This window comes from Ruegeria sp. HKCCD6119 (genome assembly GCF_013110585.1).
Taxonomy (GTDB): domain Bacteria; phylum Pseudomonadota; class Alphaproteobacteria; order Rhodobacterales; family Rhodobacteraceae; genus Ruegeria.
On the sequence record NZ_WVQV01000003.1, the window covers coordinates 265,508 to 281,685 of the forward strand.

The window sequence follows — 16,178 nt, forward strand, 5'->3', positions numbered from 1 at the left end:
AGTTAAGACAACCGCGGAAAGTGTCTCGACCCCCCACCCGATAAAAACAAGTTCGTCGCGTAACGTGACGTCAGAATGGGTGTGAATTGTGAAGGAGATCACATGCGTTACCAAATCAGCGGAAAACAGATCGACATCGGTGCGGCGCTTCAGACTCACGTGCAGACCGAATTGGGCGAGGTTGTGGGCAAATATGCCCAGCGGCCTACCGACGCCAACGTCGTCTTTTCCCGTTCAGCGCATGAATATGTATGCGAAACAACAGTGCACCTGTCCACCGGGCTGACCGCTCAGGCCAAGGCGCATGCAACCGAAATTTATGCGGCGTTCGAGGCATGCTGCGACAAAATGGAAACACAACTGCGGCGCTACAAACGTCGTTTGAAGGACCACCACAAGGATCGGTCCGAGCCGGTTGAACTCTTTGGGGCGTCCTCTTATATCCTCGCCTCTGACGAATCGGACACGGCCGATGAACCCGAATCGCTACAGCCCATGATTGTGGCTGAGATGGAAACTAAAATCCCATCTTTGAGCGTTGGTGAAGCCGTGATGCAAATGGAACTTGCCGGTGCCCCGGTGCTGGTGTTCAGAAATGAGAACAAGGATGGATTGAACGTCGTGTATCGTCGCGAAGACGGTAATATCGGCTGGATTGATCCTTAACAGGCAAGGATACGGGGCGGCACCCGCCGAGGCGGGTGCGGTGCCCATGGAGCGTGATCATGGAGCTTTCGAGCATACTAAAGCCCGAAGCAGTACGTGTACTATCCGCCGCTTCCAGCAAGAAGCGGTTGTTTCAGGAAATAGGCGATGTAGCAGCCGCCAATCTGGGGCTCGACTCGCAGGCCGTCGTCGACTGTCTGCTCGAACGGGAAAGCCTGGGCCCGACCGGCGTGGGGCATGGCGTTGCGCTTCCGCACGCGCGTTTGCCCGAGCTGGATTCGGTTTCGGGCGTATTCGTCATGCTGGAAAAGCCCATCGACTTTGGATCGGTTGATCGTCAACCCGTGGACATCGCGTTTGCACTTTTTGCGCCGGAAGAGGCCGGCGTCGATCATCTCAAGGCGCTGGCCCTTGTGTCACGCACGCTGAGGGACACCTCGGTGTGCACCAAGCTTCGGGCGAACCCTGATCCGGTCAAGCTTTATGCTATCCTGACCGAAGCGCAGTCCATGCAAGCAGCGTAATCACAAAAAAAGCCCCCGGATTTCGGGGGCTTTTTTGTGTGTACGGTGATCGGGGTCAGCCGCCGGTTCCCATTTCCAGCGTCCACCAGATTTTCCCGCCTTTTTCCTGATGCCAGGCGAACCCCATCTGCGTGGCCTTGGGGTCCATGATCACGGCGCGCGGTCCGGGTTCCTGCATCCAGGCGGCAAGGGTTTCGGTTTCGGTTTCGTATGTCTCGGAAATGGCTTCACCGAGGAACGTGCCGAAATATCCGACCCGTGCAGCCCGATCGATCGGCGAGGAACCGTCGGACCCAAAGTGCCAGGGCCGGTTCTGTCTGGCCATGTCCTTGGAATGGATCGCCGCTGCTGCGTTCAGCTGCGCGTTCAGCTGGACAGGCTGCAATCCCTGGGCCTGGCGCAGGGCATTGACCGAATCAACCATACGGAACTGCAACTTTTCCGGGTTGCCGCGAATTTTGTAGACCGTGGGCAGCGGGCGACCGTCTGCACCAATGGTCGTGGTGCCGGTGTCTGTACATGCCGCCAGCGCGACAAAGCAAATCAAGAGTAAAGAAACGATACGCGTCATGATCGACCTGGTTATTGTGTCTTTACAGGGCATAGCGCGCCTGAAGGCTCTGAGCAAACGCGCAATGGCCCTAACTCGCATGATTCTGCCGGTTTGATTTGCGACTGAAGCATTCTGGCAATAGAATGTCATAGATTTCAGACCTCATCTAAACACAGGACCCGTTGTCATGGTCAAAAAGCGTATTCATTCGCCCACACGCAGGGGATTTCTGGCAGGGGCCACTGCGACGCTGGCAACCCCAGCACTGGCGCAATATATCCCGGGCGACCCGCTGCGCCCTGCACCCGAGACTGAACCGGCGGTTCGCCGCAACGTATCCGGGTTCCGGGCATTGGATTGGCAACCGTATTTCTCGAACACCAGAAATGGCGCCATTCTGGTCGATACCGTCTCAAGAGCGCTGCATTATTGGTCGGATGATCAAGCGGTGTACAAATTGTACCCGTCGTCGGTTCCGCTGACCGAAGAACTCACCCGGCGCGGGCGTACCAGCGTAATCCGCAAGGTTGAAGGGCCCAGCTGGTCTCCGACGCCGTCGATGAAAAAACGAAATCCGGAATGGCCGGACTATATTCCTCCGGGGCCAGATAACCCGCTGGGAACACACGCTTTATACCTGAGCTGGAAGTATTACCGCATTCACGGAACGCACGATACGCGAAAAATCGGACGTCGGTCGTCGAATGGCTGTATCGGTCTGTTCAACGAAGACATTGCCGAGCTGTTCTCGATGGCGAAGGTCGGCACGCAAGTGTTGCTAATTTGACGACATTTTCGTGTGGGAACCCGCTTAGCGGTCAAGTTGCAATTGCATTCCAGCGTCAATGCTGATTAGAAAAAACCACGAGGTAAGTCTTAGATGTGTGGTTCCGGGCATTGGAACTGCGCAAATTCTGGAGGTTAATATGAAGAAACTCGTTCTCGCTGCTGCACTGACTGCTGCCGCTTCGACCGCTTATGCTGGTAACCTGGAAGAGCCGGTTGTTGAAGCACCTGTTGTTGTAGAAGAAACTCAGGGTTCGTCGCAGGGCATCCTGCTGCCGCTGATCCTGCTGGTCGTTGTTGCTGCTGCTGTTGCTGCAAGCTAATCCGACACGGAATTCATGAAAAAGGCGGTGGAGCAATCCACCGCCTTTTTTGTTTTCCCAAGGCTGTGCCGGTCAGTCCAGCCAGCCGCGCAAGTTTTCTTCGATCACCGTGCCCAATGCAGCAATGTGCGCCGCATCGTCATTGAGGCATGGAATATAGGTGAAGGTTTCGCCGCCTGCTTCTTCGAAGCTTTCCTTGATCTCTTCGTTGATCTCTTCCAGCGTTTCGATGCAGTCGGCCGAGAATGCCGGTGCGATGACCGCTATGTTCTTTTTGCCCTGCCTGGCCAAATCCGCCACATGATCCACTGTATAGGGTTTCAGCCATTCCTCGGGGCCGAATCGCGACTGGAACGTCGAAACCAGTTGATCGTCAGACCACCCCAGCCGTTCCTTCAGCAGCCGTGTCGTCTTGGCGCACTGGCAATGATAGGGGTCACCCTGTTGCAGATACCGTTCCGGCATCCCGTGATACGAGCAGACCAGAATATCGGGTTTTGTCTCCGCCGCTGCATAGGCACGTTCAACGGATTGCGCCAGGGCGTCGATATAGGCCGGTTGGTCGAAATAGGCCGGTACGGTTCGCGAGGCGGGCTGCCAGGCCTCATCCATCAGTGCACGAAAGAACTGGTCATTGGCGGTGGCCGTGGTTGCGCCCGCGTATTGTGGGTAAAGCGGGAAGAACAGAATACGGTCACAACCCGCGGCAACCATCTCGCGCACTTTGGACTTTGTTGAGGGGTTGCCGTAGCGCATACAGAAATCGACCATCACCTGATCCCCGTACCGATCCTGCATTGCGCCGCGCAGCTTGGCAGTCTGGTCCTTGGTGATCGTCATCAGCGGGCTTTCGCCCTTCTCGTGATTCCAGATCGATTTGTAGGCTTCTCCCGAACTGAATGGCCGTTTGCTGAGGATGATCGCCTGAAGAATCGGTTGCCATTTCCATTTCGGATAGTCGATGACCCGTTGATCCGACAGAAACTCGTTCAGATAGCGACGCATCGGCCAATAGGTGTAATCGTCCGGGGTGCCCAGATTGGCCAGCAAAATGCCAACACGGCCCATCTTGACCTTGGGATGGTCGGCAGGAGCATGAGCGGGACGAGTGGCATCAAACATTTGAGCATTCCTGAGTTTTCGTGTTCCGACCTGAGATAAAGGGATTTGGTTGCGCGTCAATCCGGCAGTTTGCCCTCTTTCGTGCGCAGGGCATCTGCCAGGCGCATTTGGGCTGACCCCGGGCGCAGCGGCTTTGGTTGGCTGTCATCGGGGGACCAGCCGGTCAGGCAAATCAGTTCGAAGGTTGCGGCAAGGCGGCCTGTTTCCGTCGAAAAGTGATCCGAATAGACGCGCTGTGCGGCTTCGAACACTCTGCGTCGGGTTGGGCATTTCAACCGGGCAGCCAAAGCGTTGGTCTCACCCATGTCCCTCAGATCGTGCATCAGGTGCCAGATATCGCGGTATTCTGCCGTCAGCGGTACGGCATCGGCCACTGGCAATGCCAGACCGGCCCGCTGCAACAATCCACCGAGGTCGCGCAGTTCGGCCATGGGGGCGATTCGGGGGCTGAGCCCGCCCGTGACTTTGATTTCGGCCTGACCCAGCGCGGCGCGCAATTCGTGAAGGGTCTCACCCCCAAGGCATAGAACAAGAACCAGTCCATCCGGTTTCAAAGCCCTTTTGCATTGGATCAACTGGCCGACCGGGTCATTGGCGCAATGCAGCGCCATCGCATGAATTACCAGATCATGCGCACCGGGTTGAAGCGACAGCACATCGTCATCCGCGACAATGGCGGCATCCGGAAAAACGTCTGCCCAAAGCTGTGGAAAAGGGGTCACAACCGCAGGTGCCGTAAAGGTTCTGTTAACCATGGAGAGCCGATCCTGAACCTCATCAATGGCGGCGCGGTGCAAGAACAAGGCGTCGTCCTTCGCGCGGGCGCGATGATGCAGAATGGCGTTACGGTCGAAAAGAGAGGGTGCGGTGGGCTCGGGCAGTTTCATAGGTCGCAAGTATCGCATTGCGCAGCGGATTCAAACTGCCCTTGCTCTGATCTACCCGCCGCGTTGCATGGGCTGCGGAGAGCTGACGGAATCCGATTTCGGCCTGTGTGGGGCGTGTTGGCGGGATACGCCGTTCATCGGTCGCACGGTTTGCGAAAGCTGTGGTGTGCCCGTGATCGGAAGCGCAGACAGGTTCCGGACCGAGTGCGACGATTGTCTGAAAACCCCTCCGCCCTGGAACGCGGGCCGCGCTGCTCTGATGTATGATGGGAAGGCGCGGTCACTTGTTCTGGCTTTGAAACATGGTGACCGTACCGAACTGGCCCGCCCCGCTGCGCGTTGGATGGCGCAGGCCGGGCGCGAGCTGTTGCGTCCCGGTATGGTGATTGCTCCGGTGCCGTTGCATTGGTCACGCCTGCTGAAACGGCGATACAATCAGTCTGCGCTGCTGGCACGCAACCTAGGGCGAGAAACCGGGTTGGACTGCATGCCGGATCTGCTGGTGCGCAAACGGCGGACCCCGGCGCTGGACGGAAAGACCGCGCGGGAAAGGGACGAAGCCTTGGCAGGCGCAATTGACATCCACCCAAGGCGGGCACTGCATTTGAAGGGGCGCGATGTCCTGCTGGTGGATGACGTGATGACATCCGGCGCGACGTTGGCGGCGTGCACGCGTGCGTGTCAGGCCGCTGGGGCAAATCATATTTTCGTGTTGGCACTGGCGCGCGTTGCCAAGGATGCCTAATTCGCCCAAGATCGCACGAAACCCAAAGGGACCGGAACATGAAGCCCGTAGAAATCTATACCTCGCCGCTCTGTGGTTTTTGCCACGCGGCCAAACGTCTGCTGAAGCAGAAAGGCGTTGAGTTCAAGGAAGTTGACATTCTGATGCACCCCAAACGCAAGCCCGAGATGATCCAGCGCGCAGGCGGCAAACGCACCGTGCCTCAGATTTTCATCGGGACACAGCATGTGGGCGGCTGCGACGACCTTTACGAGCTGGAGCGGCAAGGCAAGCTTGACCGTCTGCTTGCGGCCTGATGAAGACCGCGCTGCTGCAAATCACCTCGTCGGATGATCCGGTCGAAAACCTGGACATGGTGCGCGCCATGGCGGCCGACGCGGCAGGGCAGGGTGCGCGGTTTATCCTGACACCAGAGGTCACGAATTGCGTATCAAACAGTACGACGCGGCAAAACGAGGTTCTTCAGCACGAAGAAGACGACATCACCTTGGCCGGCCTGCGGGAACAGGCCGCCCGACTGGGCGTGTGGGTGTTGATCGGGTCACTGGGGATAAAAACTCATGACGCTGACGGGCGGTTTTCCAACCGGTCTTTCATGATCGATCCGCAAGGTCAGATCGTGGCGCGTTACGACAAGATTCATATGTTCGACGTGCAAGTCACCGAGACCGAGACGTTTCGCGAATCAAAGAACTACCGCCCCGGCGAAAAGGCGGTCCTAGCCGAAACCGATTTTGGCAAGGTGGGTTTGACCATCTGTTATGACATCCGGTTTCCGTACCTGCATGCGGCTTTGGCGCAGGCAGGCGCGCGAATCCTGACCGTTCCGGCAGCGTTTTCACCTGTTACGGGCGCCGCGCATTGGGAATCGCTGTTGCGGGCCCGGGCGATCGAGACAGGCTGTTGGGTCTTGGCCCCCGCGCAAACGGGGGAACACCCATCAATGCGCGGAAAGACGCGTTTTACCCATGGGCACAGCATGGTTGTCGCCCCTTGGGGAGAGGTGCTGATCGACGCAGGTACCGATCCGGGCATTCACATTTTCGATTTGGATGATAGTTCTGTGTCAGAGGCACGCCGCCGCGTGCCGTCGTTGACACACACCCGGTCTTTCACTGGACCCTGACAGAATTGAACAATGACGGAAGACACCAACGCCCTTGCGGTCACGCTGTTCAGCGAGATCCTGACCGCGGATCAGTTGTTGCGCAACCGGCTCAGCCGGGTGCTACCCAAGGGTATGGAAATTTCGCATTTCTCTGTGCTGAATCATCTGGTTTTCGTCGGGGACGAGCGTAGCCCGGCGCAACTGGCCAACACGTTCCACGTGACCCGAGGAGCGATGACCAACACCTTGGCCAAGTTGGAATGGGCCGGGTACATCCACATCCGCCCCGACTGGGACGACGCCCGCCGCAAGATGGTCGCGATCAGCCCCGCCGGTCGCCGTGCGCGGGATCAGGCGATTTCGTCGATCGCGCCGCTGATCAACCGTGTCGTCGGAGAGCTGGGGCTGGAACGGGTGCGCGGCACGCTGCCGGTTCTAAGGGATTTGCGGTTGCAGTTGGAGGGGGAGTAACCCCCTACTGTGGCTTCACGCTCGCCGTCACGTAATTCACGCTCAAGTCCCGATCCGAGATGGACCAGCTCCACAGGATTGGGTTGAACACGAACCCTTTGCGGTCCACCGGGTCCAGCCCGGCCTGACGCAGCAGGTCGAACAGCTCGTCCGGCGTGATGAACTTGTTCCATTCATGGGTGCCGCGCGGCAGCCAGCGCATGACGACCTCGGCCCCGAAAATCGCCATGGCGTAAGACTTCGGGTTGCGGTTGATGGTGGAACAAATCTCCAACCCGCCAGGTTTGAGCAACTGACGCGTGGCGGTCAGATAGGACAAGGGATCAGCCACGTGTTCGACCACTTCCATGTTCAGCACAACATCGAATTGCTCACCGGCAGCGGCCATGTCCTCGGCTGTGGTATGGCGATAGTCGATCTTCAGCCCGGACTGTTCAGCGTGAATGCGCGCCACGGGCAGATTGCGTTCCGCGGCGTCGGCGCCCACAACGTCGGCACCAAGACGCGCCATCGGTTCGCTCAGCAGCCCGCCGCCGCAGCCGATATCCAGCAGGCGCAGGCCTTCGAACGGCACAGGCGACTTTAGGTCGCGATCGAATTCTCCGGCGATCTGCTGCGTTATATAGTCAAGCCGGCACGGGTTAAGCATGTGCAACGGTTTGAATTTCCCGTGCGGGTCCCACCATTCGGCGGCCATCGCCTCGAATTTTGCGATCTCGGACGGGTCCACCGTGTTCGGATGCGCTTGCATTCCTGTCTCCGTGTGCTCTTTTACGCTTAAGGACTATATAGGGCCATAATGGACAAGTACCCGGACCAAAAGCGCGCAGTTCAATATCTGTACCCGCCGATCGACCCTTTCGACCAGCGTATGGTCGATATGGGCGATGGGCACCGTATTTATGTGGAACAATGCGGAAATCCTGACGGCATACCCGTCGTGATCCTGCACGGGGGGCCGGGTGGGGGGTGCAGCCCGGCCATGAGGCGATACTTCGATCCTCAGGCCTACAGGGTGATTCTGTTTGACCAGCGCGGATGTGGCCGGTCGCGCCCCACCGCCTCGGTCGAGGACAACACGACGTGGCATCTGGTGGCCGACATAGAGCGGCTGCGCAAACTCTTCGAGATCGAAGAATGGATCGCTTTTGGCGGAAGCTGGGGGGCGACTCTGGCGTTGATCTATGCCCAGACCCATCCCGATCGCGTCACTCGACTGGTGTTGCGCGGGGTGTTCCTTGCGACTCAGGCCGAGCTTGACTGGTTTTACGGCGGTGGCGCCGGGCGGTTCTGGCCCGAGCAATGGAAGAAATTCACCTCGCTGCTGCCCGAGGTTGAACTGAACGACACCATTGCCGCCTATAACAAACGCCTGTTTTCGGGCGACCGCGCGACAGAGATACTGTATGCGCGGGCCTGGTCGCATTGGGAAAACGCGCTGGCCTCGATCCACACCAACGGATCGGTTGGCGAAAGCCCCGGCGAATACGCGCGCACCTTTGCGCGGCTCGAGAATCACTATTTCACCAACAAGGCGTTTCTGGAAACGGACGGGCAGATTCTGGATCAGATGGACCGGATCGCGCATATCCCCGGCCATATCGTGCAGGGGCGCTATGACATGATCTGCCCGCCGCAGGCCGCCTGGTCGCTGGCGGAACGCTGGCCGAATGCCGAACTGAAAATGGTTCGTCAGGCGGGGCACGCCCTGTCCGAGCCGGGCATCAGCGCGGAACTGGTGCGAATCATGGACCGTGTGGCGGAGGGTGTCGCATGACCCGCATCGATCGCCGTGCCCTCTTTGCCTCTGGTGCCGCTGCCGCATTGCTAGCGGCGACAGGAGCATCCCTTGCCGGTACGCCCAAGAAAGGCGGGACATTGCGTCTGGCTGTTCCGCGCGATGACAGCCTCGAGCAAGTGGCGCGTGGGGCCGTTTTCGACACAATGACCGAAATCGCCCCGGATGGTACGTTGCGCGGTGAGCTTGCGACCGGCTGGCAAACCGACGCCGACGCACGGGTCTGGAACTTTGATCTGCGTGATGACGCGGTCTTTCACGATGGCGAACCCTTGCAGATTGCCGATGTCCTGGCCGTTCTGGCCGAAATCGGAAGGCCCGAGGCGCTTGCCCCCAACCGCCTGCGGCTTGAACTTGCCGAGGCAAATCCCGGATTGCCATTCCTGTTGGCCGACAGCCGCTTTGTTGTTGCGCGCGCCGGTGAAACCGTATCCCCGTTGCGCAAAGCCTACGGCACCGGCTGCTATCGTGTCGAACGGGCAGAAGATGGCCGCCATTTTCTGGGCCGCCGTGTCGAGGGGCATTACAAAGATGGTCAGGCCGGATGGGCTGACGCGGTTGAAGTCATTGTAATCCCGGACCCAGCCGTGCGCGCCGAGGCGCTGCGGGACGGGTATGTCGATATCGCGGCGCTTCCGGATCGGGCCGGAATGCGAGGCACGCGCGGTGTCCGGTTCCACCCCTCCGAGGCCGACATGGCCCTTGCCGTATCGGATGCTGTCGGGATGCCGCGGCAGATTGCCGGGAACGGTGCGCTGGACGATGGCCGCATCGCCGAACGGTGGTGGATGGTGTAAATCCGAATGCGAATCCCTCAGGGGGTTGCAGACTCGGGCCATCCTGCGTATATGCAGTTTCAACAGCGGCGCGTTGGACTTCTGGTCCAAGGCTCCACCGGAAAATTCGACGGGCCGCGCGCCCGTTTTTTTGTGCCCGACTGACAGGGTAGAGTACCAGATGACAAACGACCTGATAGCAAAAGCTGCCATTGACCGGCGACTGGCCGAGATCATCACGCCCGTGATCGAAGATCTGGGGTATGAGCTGGTCCGTATCCGCCTGATGAGCGGCAAGCAGACTACGCTTCAGATCATGGCCGACAAGCCCGATGGCGGTATCGAAGTGGATGATTGCGCCGAGATTTCCAACGCGGTCAGCGCCACGCTGGATGTCGAGGACCCAATCCTTGATGCCTATACGCTTGAGGTGTCCAGCCCCGGTATCGACCGCCCTCTGACCCGTCTGAAGGATTTCGAGACCTTCGAAGGCTATGAGGCCAAGATCGAGACCGCCGAACTGATTGACGGCCGCCGACGCTTCAAGGGCGAATTGGCGGGGATCGAAGGGGACGAGGTTCTGATCAACATCCCCGAGGGGGATGAAACCATCACCATCGGTCTGCAATTCGACTGGCTGAGCGACGCCAAGCTGGTCCTGACCGATGACCTGATCAAGGAAATGCTGCGCCAGCGCAAAGACGCCGGTGCCCTGAACGAAAACGCTTTCGACGAGATTGAGACCGAAGGGTCCGAAGAGGAGACGAACTGATGGCAATCACCTCAGCCAACCAGCTGGAGCTGCTGCAGACCGCCGAGGCCGTGGCCCGCGAAAAGATGATCGACCCCGGTCTGGTTGTCGAAGCGATGGAGGAATCGCTCGCCCGTGCCGCCAAGAGCCGCTACGGCGCCGAGATGGACATCCGCGTGTCGATCGACCGCAAGACCGGCAAGGCGACCTTTACCCGCGTCCGTACCGTGGTCGAAGATGAGGAGCTTGAGAACTATCAGGCCGAAATGACCGTCGAGCAGGCCAAGCAGTATATGGAAGCGCCCGAGGTTGGTGACGTCTTCGTCGAAGAGGTCCCGCCGGTTGAGATGGGCCGGATCGCGGCTCAGTCCGCCAAGCAGGTGATTTTGCAGAAGGTGCGCGAAGCCGAGCGTGACCGTCAGTACGAAGAATTCAAGGATCGCGCCGGTACCATCATCAACGGTGCGGTCAAGCGCGAAGAGTTTGGCAATGTCATCGTCGATCTGGGCGGTGCCGAGGCGGTTCTGCGCCGCAACGACAAGATCGGCCGCGAAAGCTATCGCCCGAATGACCGGGTGCGCGCCTATATCAAAGAGGTTCGCCGCGAAGTGCGTGGCCATCAGATCTTCCTGTCGCGCACAGCGCCGGAATTCATGGCCGAGCTGTTCAAGATGGAAGTGCCGGAAATCTATGACGGCATCATCGAGGTCAAGGCCGTGGCCCGTGACCCCGGTTCGCGCGCCAAGATCGCCGTGATTTCCTATGATGGTTCGATCGACCCCGTGGGTGCCTGCGTTGGTATGCGCGGCAGCCGTGTGCAGGCGGTTGTGAACGAGCTTCAGGGTGAAAAGATCGACATCATCCCGTGGAACGAAGACCAGCCTACCTTCCTGGTGAACGCGTTGCAGCCTGCCGAGGTTTCCAAGGTGGTTCTGGACGAAGAAGCCGGCAAGATCGAGGTTGTCGTGCCAGAAGAACAACTGTCGCTGGCCATCGGTCGCCGCGGTCAGAACGTGCGTCTGGCCAGCCAGCTGACCGGCCTGGACATCGACATCATGACCGAGGCCGAAGAATCGGCCCGCCGCCAGAAGGAATTCGAAGCCCGTACCAAACTGTTCATGGACAGCCTGGATCTGGACGAATTCTTTGCTCAGCTGCTGGTCTCGGAAGGCTTCACCAACCTCGAAGAGGTTGCCTATGTCGAGATTGAGGAACTGCTGGTCATCGACGGCGTTGACGAAGGTACAGCGCAGGAACTGCAAACCCGCGCCCGCGAATTCCTGGAAGCACAGGCCAAGGCGGCACTGGATGCGGCGCGTGAATTGGGGGCCGAGGACAGTCTCATTGAATTCGAAGGTCTGACACCCCAGATGGTAGAGGCGCTGGCCAGGGACGACGTGAAGACTCTGGAAGACTTTGCAACTTGCGCCGACTGGGAACTGGCCGGTGGCTGGACGACCGTCGATGGTGAGCGTGTCAAGGATGACGGTGTATTGGAGCCTTTCGGCGTAACGCTGGAAGAGGCGCAAGATATGGTCATGACGGCGCGTATCCTGCTGGGTTGGGTTGATCCGGCCGAGCTGGAACAGGCGGAAGAAGACGTCGACGGCGATGCAGCAGACGAGGAGGTCGAGGCCTGATCTCGGGCTTCGGGTGGCGTGTATGAGTCGCGGTGGCGCCCATAAGGATCGGTCCGACGGACCCGAGCGCAAGTGCATCGCCACAGGCGAGGTGCAGCCCAAAAACGGGCTGATCCGCTTTGTGGCGGGGCCGGACGGTCAGGTTTTTCCGGATGTCGCGGCGAAACTGCCCGGGCGGGGGGTCTATGTGGCGGCGGATCGTGCCGCCCTGGACAAGGCCGTTGGCAAGAAACTGTTTGCGCGGGGGTTCAAGGCGCAGGTGTCTGTGCCCAAGGACCTGGCGGAAAAGGTTGAACAGCAGATCGCGCGCCGCGTTGTCGAGCTGCTCAGCCTGGCGCGCAAGTCCGGCGACGCGGTCGCGGGGTATGAAAAGGTCAAGACGTGGCTGGACCGGGAAGAGGCGCAGGTGCTGATTCAGGCCGCCGATGGATCGGGGCGCGGCAAGTCCAAACTGAGCACGCCGCACTTCGGGAAATACATAGGTTGGCTGACGGCAGACGAATTAGGACAGGCATTTGGGCGCCAAACGGTGATTCATGCGGCCTTGGCCTCTGGCGGACTCGCCAAACGTGTTGTAGAGGAAGCGCAGCGCCTGCGTGGCTTGCGCGAAACGGATGACGGCGGCAGGGGCCGCGCGGAAGGGTAAAGAGCTTTATGAGCGATAATGACGGCAAAAAGACATTGGGTCTTCGTGGCGGGGCACGCCCCGGAAATGTGAAACAGAGTTTCAGCCACGGACGCACCAAGAATGTCGTGGTGGAAACCAAACGCAAACGCGTGGTGGTTCCCAAGCCGGGCGCAGCAAAGCCGGGTGGCGGTGCTGCACCTTCGGGTGATCCGTCGCGTCGTCCTGCGGGCATTTCCGATGCGGAAATGGCGCGCCGCATGAAGGCGTTGCAAGCGGCCAAAGCGCGTGAGGCCGAAGAGGCCGCGGCGCGCGAGGCTGCTGAAAAGGCGCGCGAAGAAGAGCGCGCCCGCCGCCGTGCGGAACAGGAAGCCAAAGAACGCGAACAGCGCGAAGCCGAAGAGCGTGCGCGTCAGAAGGCTGAGGAAGAAGAGCGCAAGCGCAAAGAGGCGGAAGAAGCCGCCAAACGCGCCGCTGCCGCGCCCGCACCTGAAGAGCCCAAAGCGGCTCGCGCCCCGGCCAGCAAACCTGCGCCGGCAGCCACGCCGCGCAAACAGGATCGCGAACGTGAGCAGCGTGGTCGTGGCAAAGGACGCGACGACAACCGCCGTTCGGGCAAGCTGACTCTGGGTCAGGCGACCGGTGGCGAGGGCAACCGTCAGCGCTCGATGGCCGCGATGAAGCGCAAGCAGGAGCGTGCGCGTCAGAAAGCCATGGGCGGTGCCGTTGAACGGGAAAAGGTGATCCGCGACGTACAGCTGCCCGAGGCGATCATGGTCTCAGAACTGGCCAACCGTATGGCCGAACGTGTGGCTGACGTTGTCAAATCGCTGATGCAGATGGGCATGATGGTCACGCAGAACCAGACCATCGACGCCGACACCGCAGAACTGATCATCGAAGAGTTTGGCCACAAGGTCACTCGCGTATCCGATTCGGATGTTGAAGACGTCATCAAAGAGGTCGAAGACAGCGAAGACGATCTGCAGCCGCGTCCGCCGGTCATCACCATCATGGGTCACGTCGACCACGGCAAGACCTCGCTGTTGGACGCAATCCGCGACGCGCGCGTTGTGGCGGGTGAGGCCGGTGGCATCACCCAACATATCGGCGCGTATCAGGTGAAAACCGATGGCGGCACCACGCTGACCTTCCTGGATACTCCGGGCCACGCGGCGTTTACGTCAATGCGCTCGCGCGGTGCTCAGGTTACGGATATCGTGGTTCTGGTCGTCGCGGCTGACGACGCGGTGATGCCGCAGACGATCGAAGCGATCAACCACGCAAAAGCGGCCGAAGTACCGATGATCGTGGCGATCAACAAGGTCGACAAGCCGGATGCAAACCCGGACAAGGTCCGCACCGATCTGCTGCAACACGAAGTGATCGTCGAGAAAATGTCGGGTGAGGTTCAGGACGTCGAAGTCTCGGCCATCACGGGTCAGGGTCTGGACGAATTGCTGGAAGCCATCGCGCTTCAGGCCGAGATTCTGGAACTGAAGGCAAACCCGAACCGCGCCGCACAAGGTGCCGTGATCGAGGCGCAGCTGGACGTGGGTCGTGGCCCGGTCGCCACGGTTCTGGTTCAGAACGGCACACTGCGTCAGGGCGATATCTTCGTTGTGGGTGAGCAGTACGGTAAGGTTCGTGCGCTGATCAACGACAAGGGTGAACGCGTCAAGGAAGCTGGCCCCTCGGTTCCGGTCGAGGTTCTGGGCCTGAACGGTACGCCCGAAGCGGGCGACGTTCTGAACGTGACCGAGACCGAAGCGCAGGCCCGTGAGATCGCTGCCTATCGTGAGCAGGCCGCCAAGGACAAACGCGCCGCCGCTGGTGCCGCAACCACCCTTGAGCAGCTGATGCAGAAGGCAAAAGAAGACGAGAACGTGGCCGAGTTGCCGATCCTCGTCAAAGCCGATGTGCAGGGTTCTGCCGAAGCCATCGTTCAGGCGATGGAAAAGATCGGCAACGAAGAAGTGCGCGTGCGCGTTCTGCACTCGGGTGTGGGCGCGATCACCGAAACGGATGTCGGTCTGGCGGAGGCTTCCGGCGCGCCGGTCTTTGGCTTCAACGTCCGTGCCAACGCATCGGCGCGGAACACGGCGAACCAAAAGGGTGTCGAGATCCGCTACTACTCGGTGATCTATGACCTGGTCGACGACGTGAAAGCGGCCGCATCCGGCCTGCTGAGCGCCGAGATCCGAGAAAAGTTCATCGGCTATGCCGAGATCCGCGAAGTCTTCAAGGTTACCGGTGTCGGCAAGGTTGCCGGCTGTCTGGTTACCGAAGGTATTGCCCGCCGTTCCGCAGGCGTTCGCCTGCTGCGCGACAACGTGGTGATCCACGAAGGCACGCTGAAGACCCTGAAGCGCTTCAAAGACGAAGTGGCCGAGGTCCAGTCGGGTCAGGAATGTGGTATGGCGTTCGAGAACTACGACGATATCCGCCAGGGCGACGTGATCGAGATCTTCGAGCGCGAAGAAGTTACCCGTACCCTGGATTGATCCCAAGCGGGATGGACACAAAAAAACAGCGGCACCGATCGGGCCGCTGTTTTTGTTTGAAAAATGCCTCATTACGTGTCGGGCAGGAATGTTCCGGAATGCAGGATGATGTCGAAATGGTGCATTCCGTGTTTCAAGGCAAAGCTGACCGAGTGCCCGGCCTTGCGCAGCCGTTCCGCATAGTCGCGGCTTTGACGAATGAATTCGCCGGTGTCCCGTTCCCCCACTGAAACATGATAGCGGGGGCCCGGTGGGGGCAGGTTGCGGATCGGGGACAGATCGTTCACTTCGACTGGGGTCAGGTGCAGAGGATCATTCACGGACGTCAAACTGATGGGTTCCAGATCGTAGACGCCGCTGATCAGAAGCACGTCACGCACACGCAGCCCGGCGCGGGCCAATGCGCCGGCCGAGGTCGCCATGACCATGCTTGCCAGATGGGCGCCGGCACTGTGCCCTGACAAGGTGATCCGCGTCGGGTCGAATCCCAGTGTCCCGGCTTGTGACGCAAGCCACAGAAGGGCGTCGCGACATTCGTCGACCATTTGATCCAGCCGCGCATCCGGGGCGAGCGTGTAGTTCAAGGTGGCAAAGGATTGCTCGGCTTCGATCAGCGCCGGGGCCATCATGGCCGATTCGCGCTGGCTGAGATCCTGCCAATACCCACCGTGAATAAAGACATGCAACGGGGCGCCGGCCCCCTTCGCAGGAAAGAAATCCAGCACCTGGACCGGGGTGTCGCCATAGGCTAGGTTGGCCTGAACGGGCAGCTCGGCACGGGCTTGCACACTCAGCGTTTGATAGCTGGCCAGATAAGGGGTCAGGTCGCCACCGATCATCGAACTGGGAGAGTATTCCCGCTCCAGTTCGGCTTGTGAAAATCCGCGATACAGCATGGC

Annotated in this window: 19 protein-coding genes; 14 read left to right on the top strand and 5 right to left on the bottom strand. The window is 59.8% G+C overall.

Features of this window, described 5'->3' with window-relative positions; genetic code table 11:
• Nucleotides 1-102 precede the first annotated feature (102 nt).
• A complete protein-coding gene (gene hpf / locus GS611_RS11280; RefSeq protein ID WP_117870967.1) occupies nt 103-666 on the top strand; it encodes a ribosome hibernation-promoting factor, HPF/YfiA family in 564 nt (187 codons plus the stop codon).
• A gap of 59 nt (nt 667-725) precedes the next feature.
• The gene (gene ptsN / locus GS611_RS11285) at nt 726-1,190 is read left to right on the top strand and encodes a PTS IIA-like nitrogen regulatory protein PtsN (protein ID WP_117872900.1); all 465 of its coding nucleotides are present in this window, start codon (nt 726-728) and stop codon (nt 1,188-1,190) included.
• Between the two features lie 55 nt (nt 1,191-1,245).
• Here the strand turns inward: ptsN and GS611_RS11290 are convergent, their stop codons facing one another.
• Nucleotides 1,246-1,761, bottom strand: a complete 516-nt coding sequence (locus tag GS611_RS11290) for a CAP domain-containing protein (RefSeq protein ID WP_171635669.1) — start codon at nt 1,759-1,761, stop codon at nt 1,246-1,248.
• Between the two features lie 169 nt (nt 1,762-1,930).
• On the opposite strand from GS611_RS11290, the gene GS611_RS11295 reads away from it, so the two are divergent.
• Both GS611_RS11295 and GS611_RS11300 read left to right on the top strand, forming a co-directional pair.
• Entirely contained in the window at nt 1,931-2,530 is a 600-nt protein-coding gene (locus tag GS611_RS11295; RefSeq protein WP_171635671.1) for a L,D-transpeptidase, read from the top strand.
• Nucleotides 2,531-2,669: 139 nt separating this feature from the next.
• Nucleotides 2,670-2,852: a hypothetical protein gene (locus tag GS611_RS11300; RefSeq protein WP_117870963.1), complete on the top strand. Its 183-nt coding sequence runs from the start codon at nt 2,670-2,672 to the stop codon at nt 2,850-2,852.
• A 72-nt stretch (nt 2,853-2,924) separates the two neighbouring features.
• On the opposite strand, the gene hemH is transcribed toward GS611_RS11300, so the two are convergent.
• Together hemH and GS611_RS11310 are read right to left on the bottom strand one after the other, a co-directional pair.
• Complete coding sequence (gene hemH / locus GS611_RS11305) at nt 2,925-3,974, bottom strand: ferrochelatase (protein WP_171635674.1); 1,050 nt, start codon at nt 3,972-3,974, stop codon at nt 2,925-2,927.
• A gap of 56 nt (nt 3,975-4,030) precedes the next feature.
• Entirely contained in the window at nt 4,031-4,861 is an 831-nt protein-coding gene (locus GS611_RS11310; protein ID WP_171635676.1) for a methyltransferase domain-containing protein, read from the bottom strand.
• Here GS611_RS11310 and GS611_RS11315 point away from each other — a divergent pair.
• Genes GS611_RS11315 through GS611_RS11330 form a run of 4 tightly spaced genes read left to right on the top strand, consistent with a single transcriptional unit; the run spans nt 4,812 to nt 7,185 of the window.
• On the top strand, nt 4,812-5,606 hold the full coding sequence (locus GS611_RS11315) for a ComF family protein (RefSeq protein WP_171635678.1): 795 nt from the start codon (nt 4,812-4,814) through the stop codon (nt 5,604-5,606). The genes GS611_RS11310 and GS611_RS11315 overlap by 50 nt on opposite strands.
• Before the next feature lie 38 nt (nt 5,607-5,644).
• On the top strand, nt 5,645-5,902 hold the full coding sequence (gene grxC / locus GS611_RS11320) for a glutaredoxin 3 (RefSeq protein ID WP_152459773.1): 258 nt from the start codon (nt 5,645-5,647) through the stop codon (nt 5,900-5,902).
• The gene (locus GS611_RS11325; protein WP_171635680.1) at nt 5,902-6,732 is read left to right on the top strand and encodes a carbon-nitrogen hydrolase family protein; all 831 of its coding nucleotides are present in this window, start codon (nt 5,902-5,904) and stop codon (nt 6,730-6,732) included. The genes grxC and GS611_RS11325 overlap by 1 nt, the downstream gene beginning before the upstream one ends.
• Nucleotides 6,733-6,744: 12 nt before the next feature.
• Entirely contained in the window at nt 6,745-7,185 is a 441-nt protein-coding gene (locus GS611_RS11330; protein WP_171635682.1) for a MarR family winged helix-turn-helix transcriptional regulator, read from the top strand.
• 4 nt (nt 7,186-7,189) lie between these two features.
• Here the strand turns inward: GS611_RS11330 and ubiG are convergent, their stop codons facing one another.
• On the bottom strand, nt 7,190-7,936 hold the full coding sequence (gene ubiG, locus GS611_RS11335; RefSeq protein ID WP_171120175.1) for a bifunctional 2-polyprenyl-6-hydroxyphenol methylase/3-demethylubiquinol 3-O-methyltransferase UbiG: 747 nt from the start codon (nt 7,934-7,936) through the stop codon (nt 7,190-7,192).
• 48 nt (nt 7,937-7,984) lie between these two features.
• Here ubiG and pip point away from each other — a divergent pair, with 48 nt between their 5' ends.
• From pip to infB, 6 genes are all read left to right on the top strand, one after another.
• Nucleotides 7,985-8,962 (top strand): prolyl aminopeptidase, encoded by a 978-nt coding sequence (gene pip / locus GS611_RS11340; protein ID WP_171635684.1) that lies wholly within the window; start codon nt 7,985-7,987, stop codon nt 8,960-8,962.
• Nucleotides 8,959-9,780 carry an ABC transporter substrate-binding protein gene (locus tag GS611_RS11345; protein ID WP_171635686.1) on the top strand — a complete coding sequence of 274 codons (822 nt, stop codon included), beginning with the start codon at nt 8,959-8,961 and terminating at the stop codon, nt 9,778-9,780. Before pip ends, GS611_RS11345 begins: the two co-directional genes overlap by 4 nt.
• Nucleotides 9,781-9,940: 160 nt before the next feature.
• Nucleotides 9,941-10,531 (top strand): ribosome maturation factor RimP, encoded by a 591-nt coding sequence (gene rimP / locus GS611_RS11350; RefSeq protein WP_152459779.1) that lies wholly within the window; start codon nt 9,941-9,943, stop codon nt 10,529-10,531.
• Complete coding sequence (nusA, locus tag GS611_RS11355) at nt 10,531-12,150, top strand: transcription termination factor NusA (protein ID WP_171120181.1); 1,620 nt, start codon at nt 10,531-10,533, stop codon at nt 12,148-12,150. Before rimP ends, nusA begins: the two co-directional genes overlap by 1 nt.
• A gap of 22 nt (nt 12,151-12,172) precedes the next feature.
• Nucleotides 12,173-12,796 carry an RNA-binding protein gene (locus tag GS611_RS11360; protein ID WP_171635687.1) on the top strand — a complete coding sequence of 208 codons (624 nt, stop codon included), beginning with the start codon at nt 12,173-12,175 and terminating at the stop codon, nt 12,794-12,796.
• Between the two features lie 8 nt (nt 12,797-12,804).
• Nucleotides 12,805-15,279: a translation initiation factor IF-2 gene (infB, locus tag GS611_RS11365; RefSeq protein WP_171635688.1), complete on the top strand. Its 2,475-nt coding sequence runs from the start codon at nt 12,805-12,807 to the stop codon at nt 15,277-15,279.
• A gap of 71 nt (nt 15,280-15,350) precedes the next feature.
• Here the strand turns inward: infB and GS611_RS11370 are convergent, their stop codons facing one another.
• Nucleotides 15,351-16,175, bottom strand: a complete 825-nt coding sequence (locus GS611_RS11370) for an alpha/beta hydrolase (RefSeq protein ID WP_171635689.1) — start codon at nt 16,173-16,175, stop codon at nt 15,351-15,353.
• Nucleotides 16,176-16,178 lie beyond the last annotated feature (3 nt).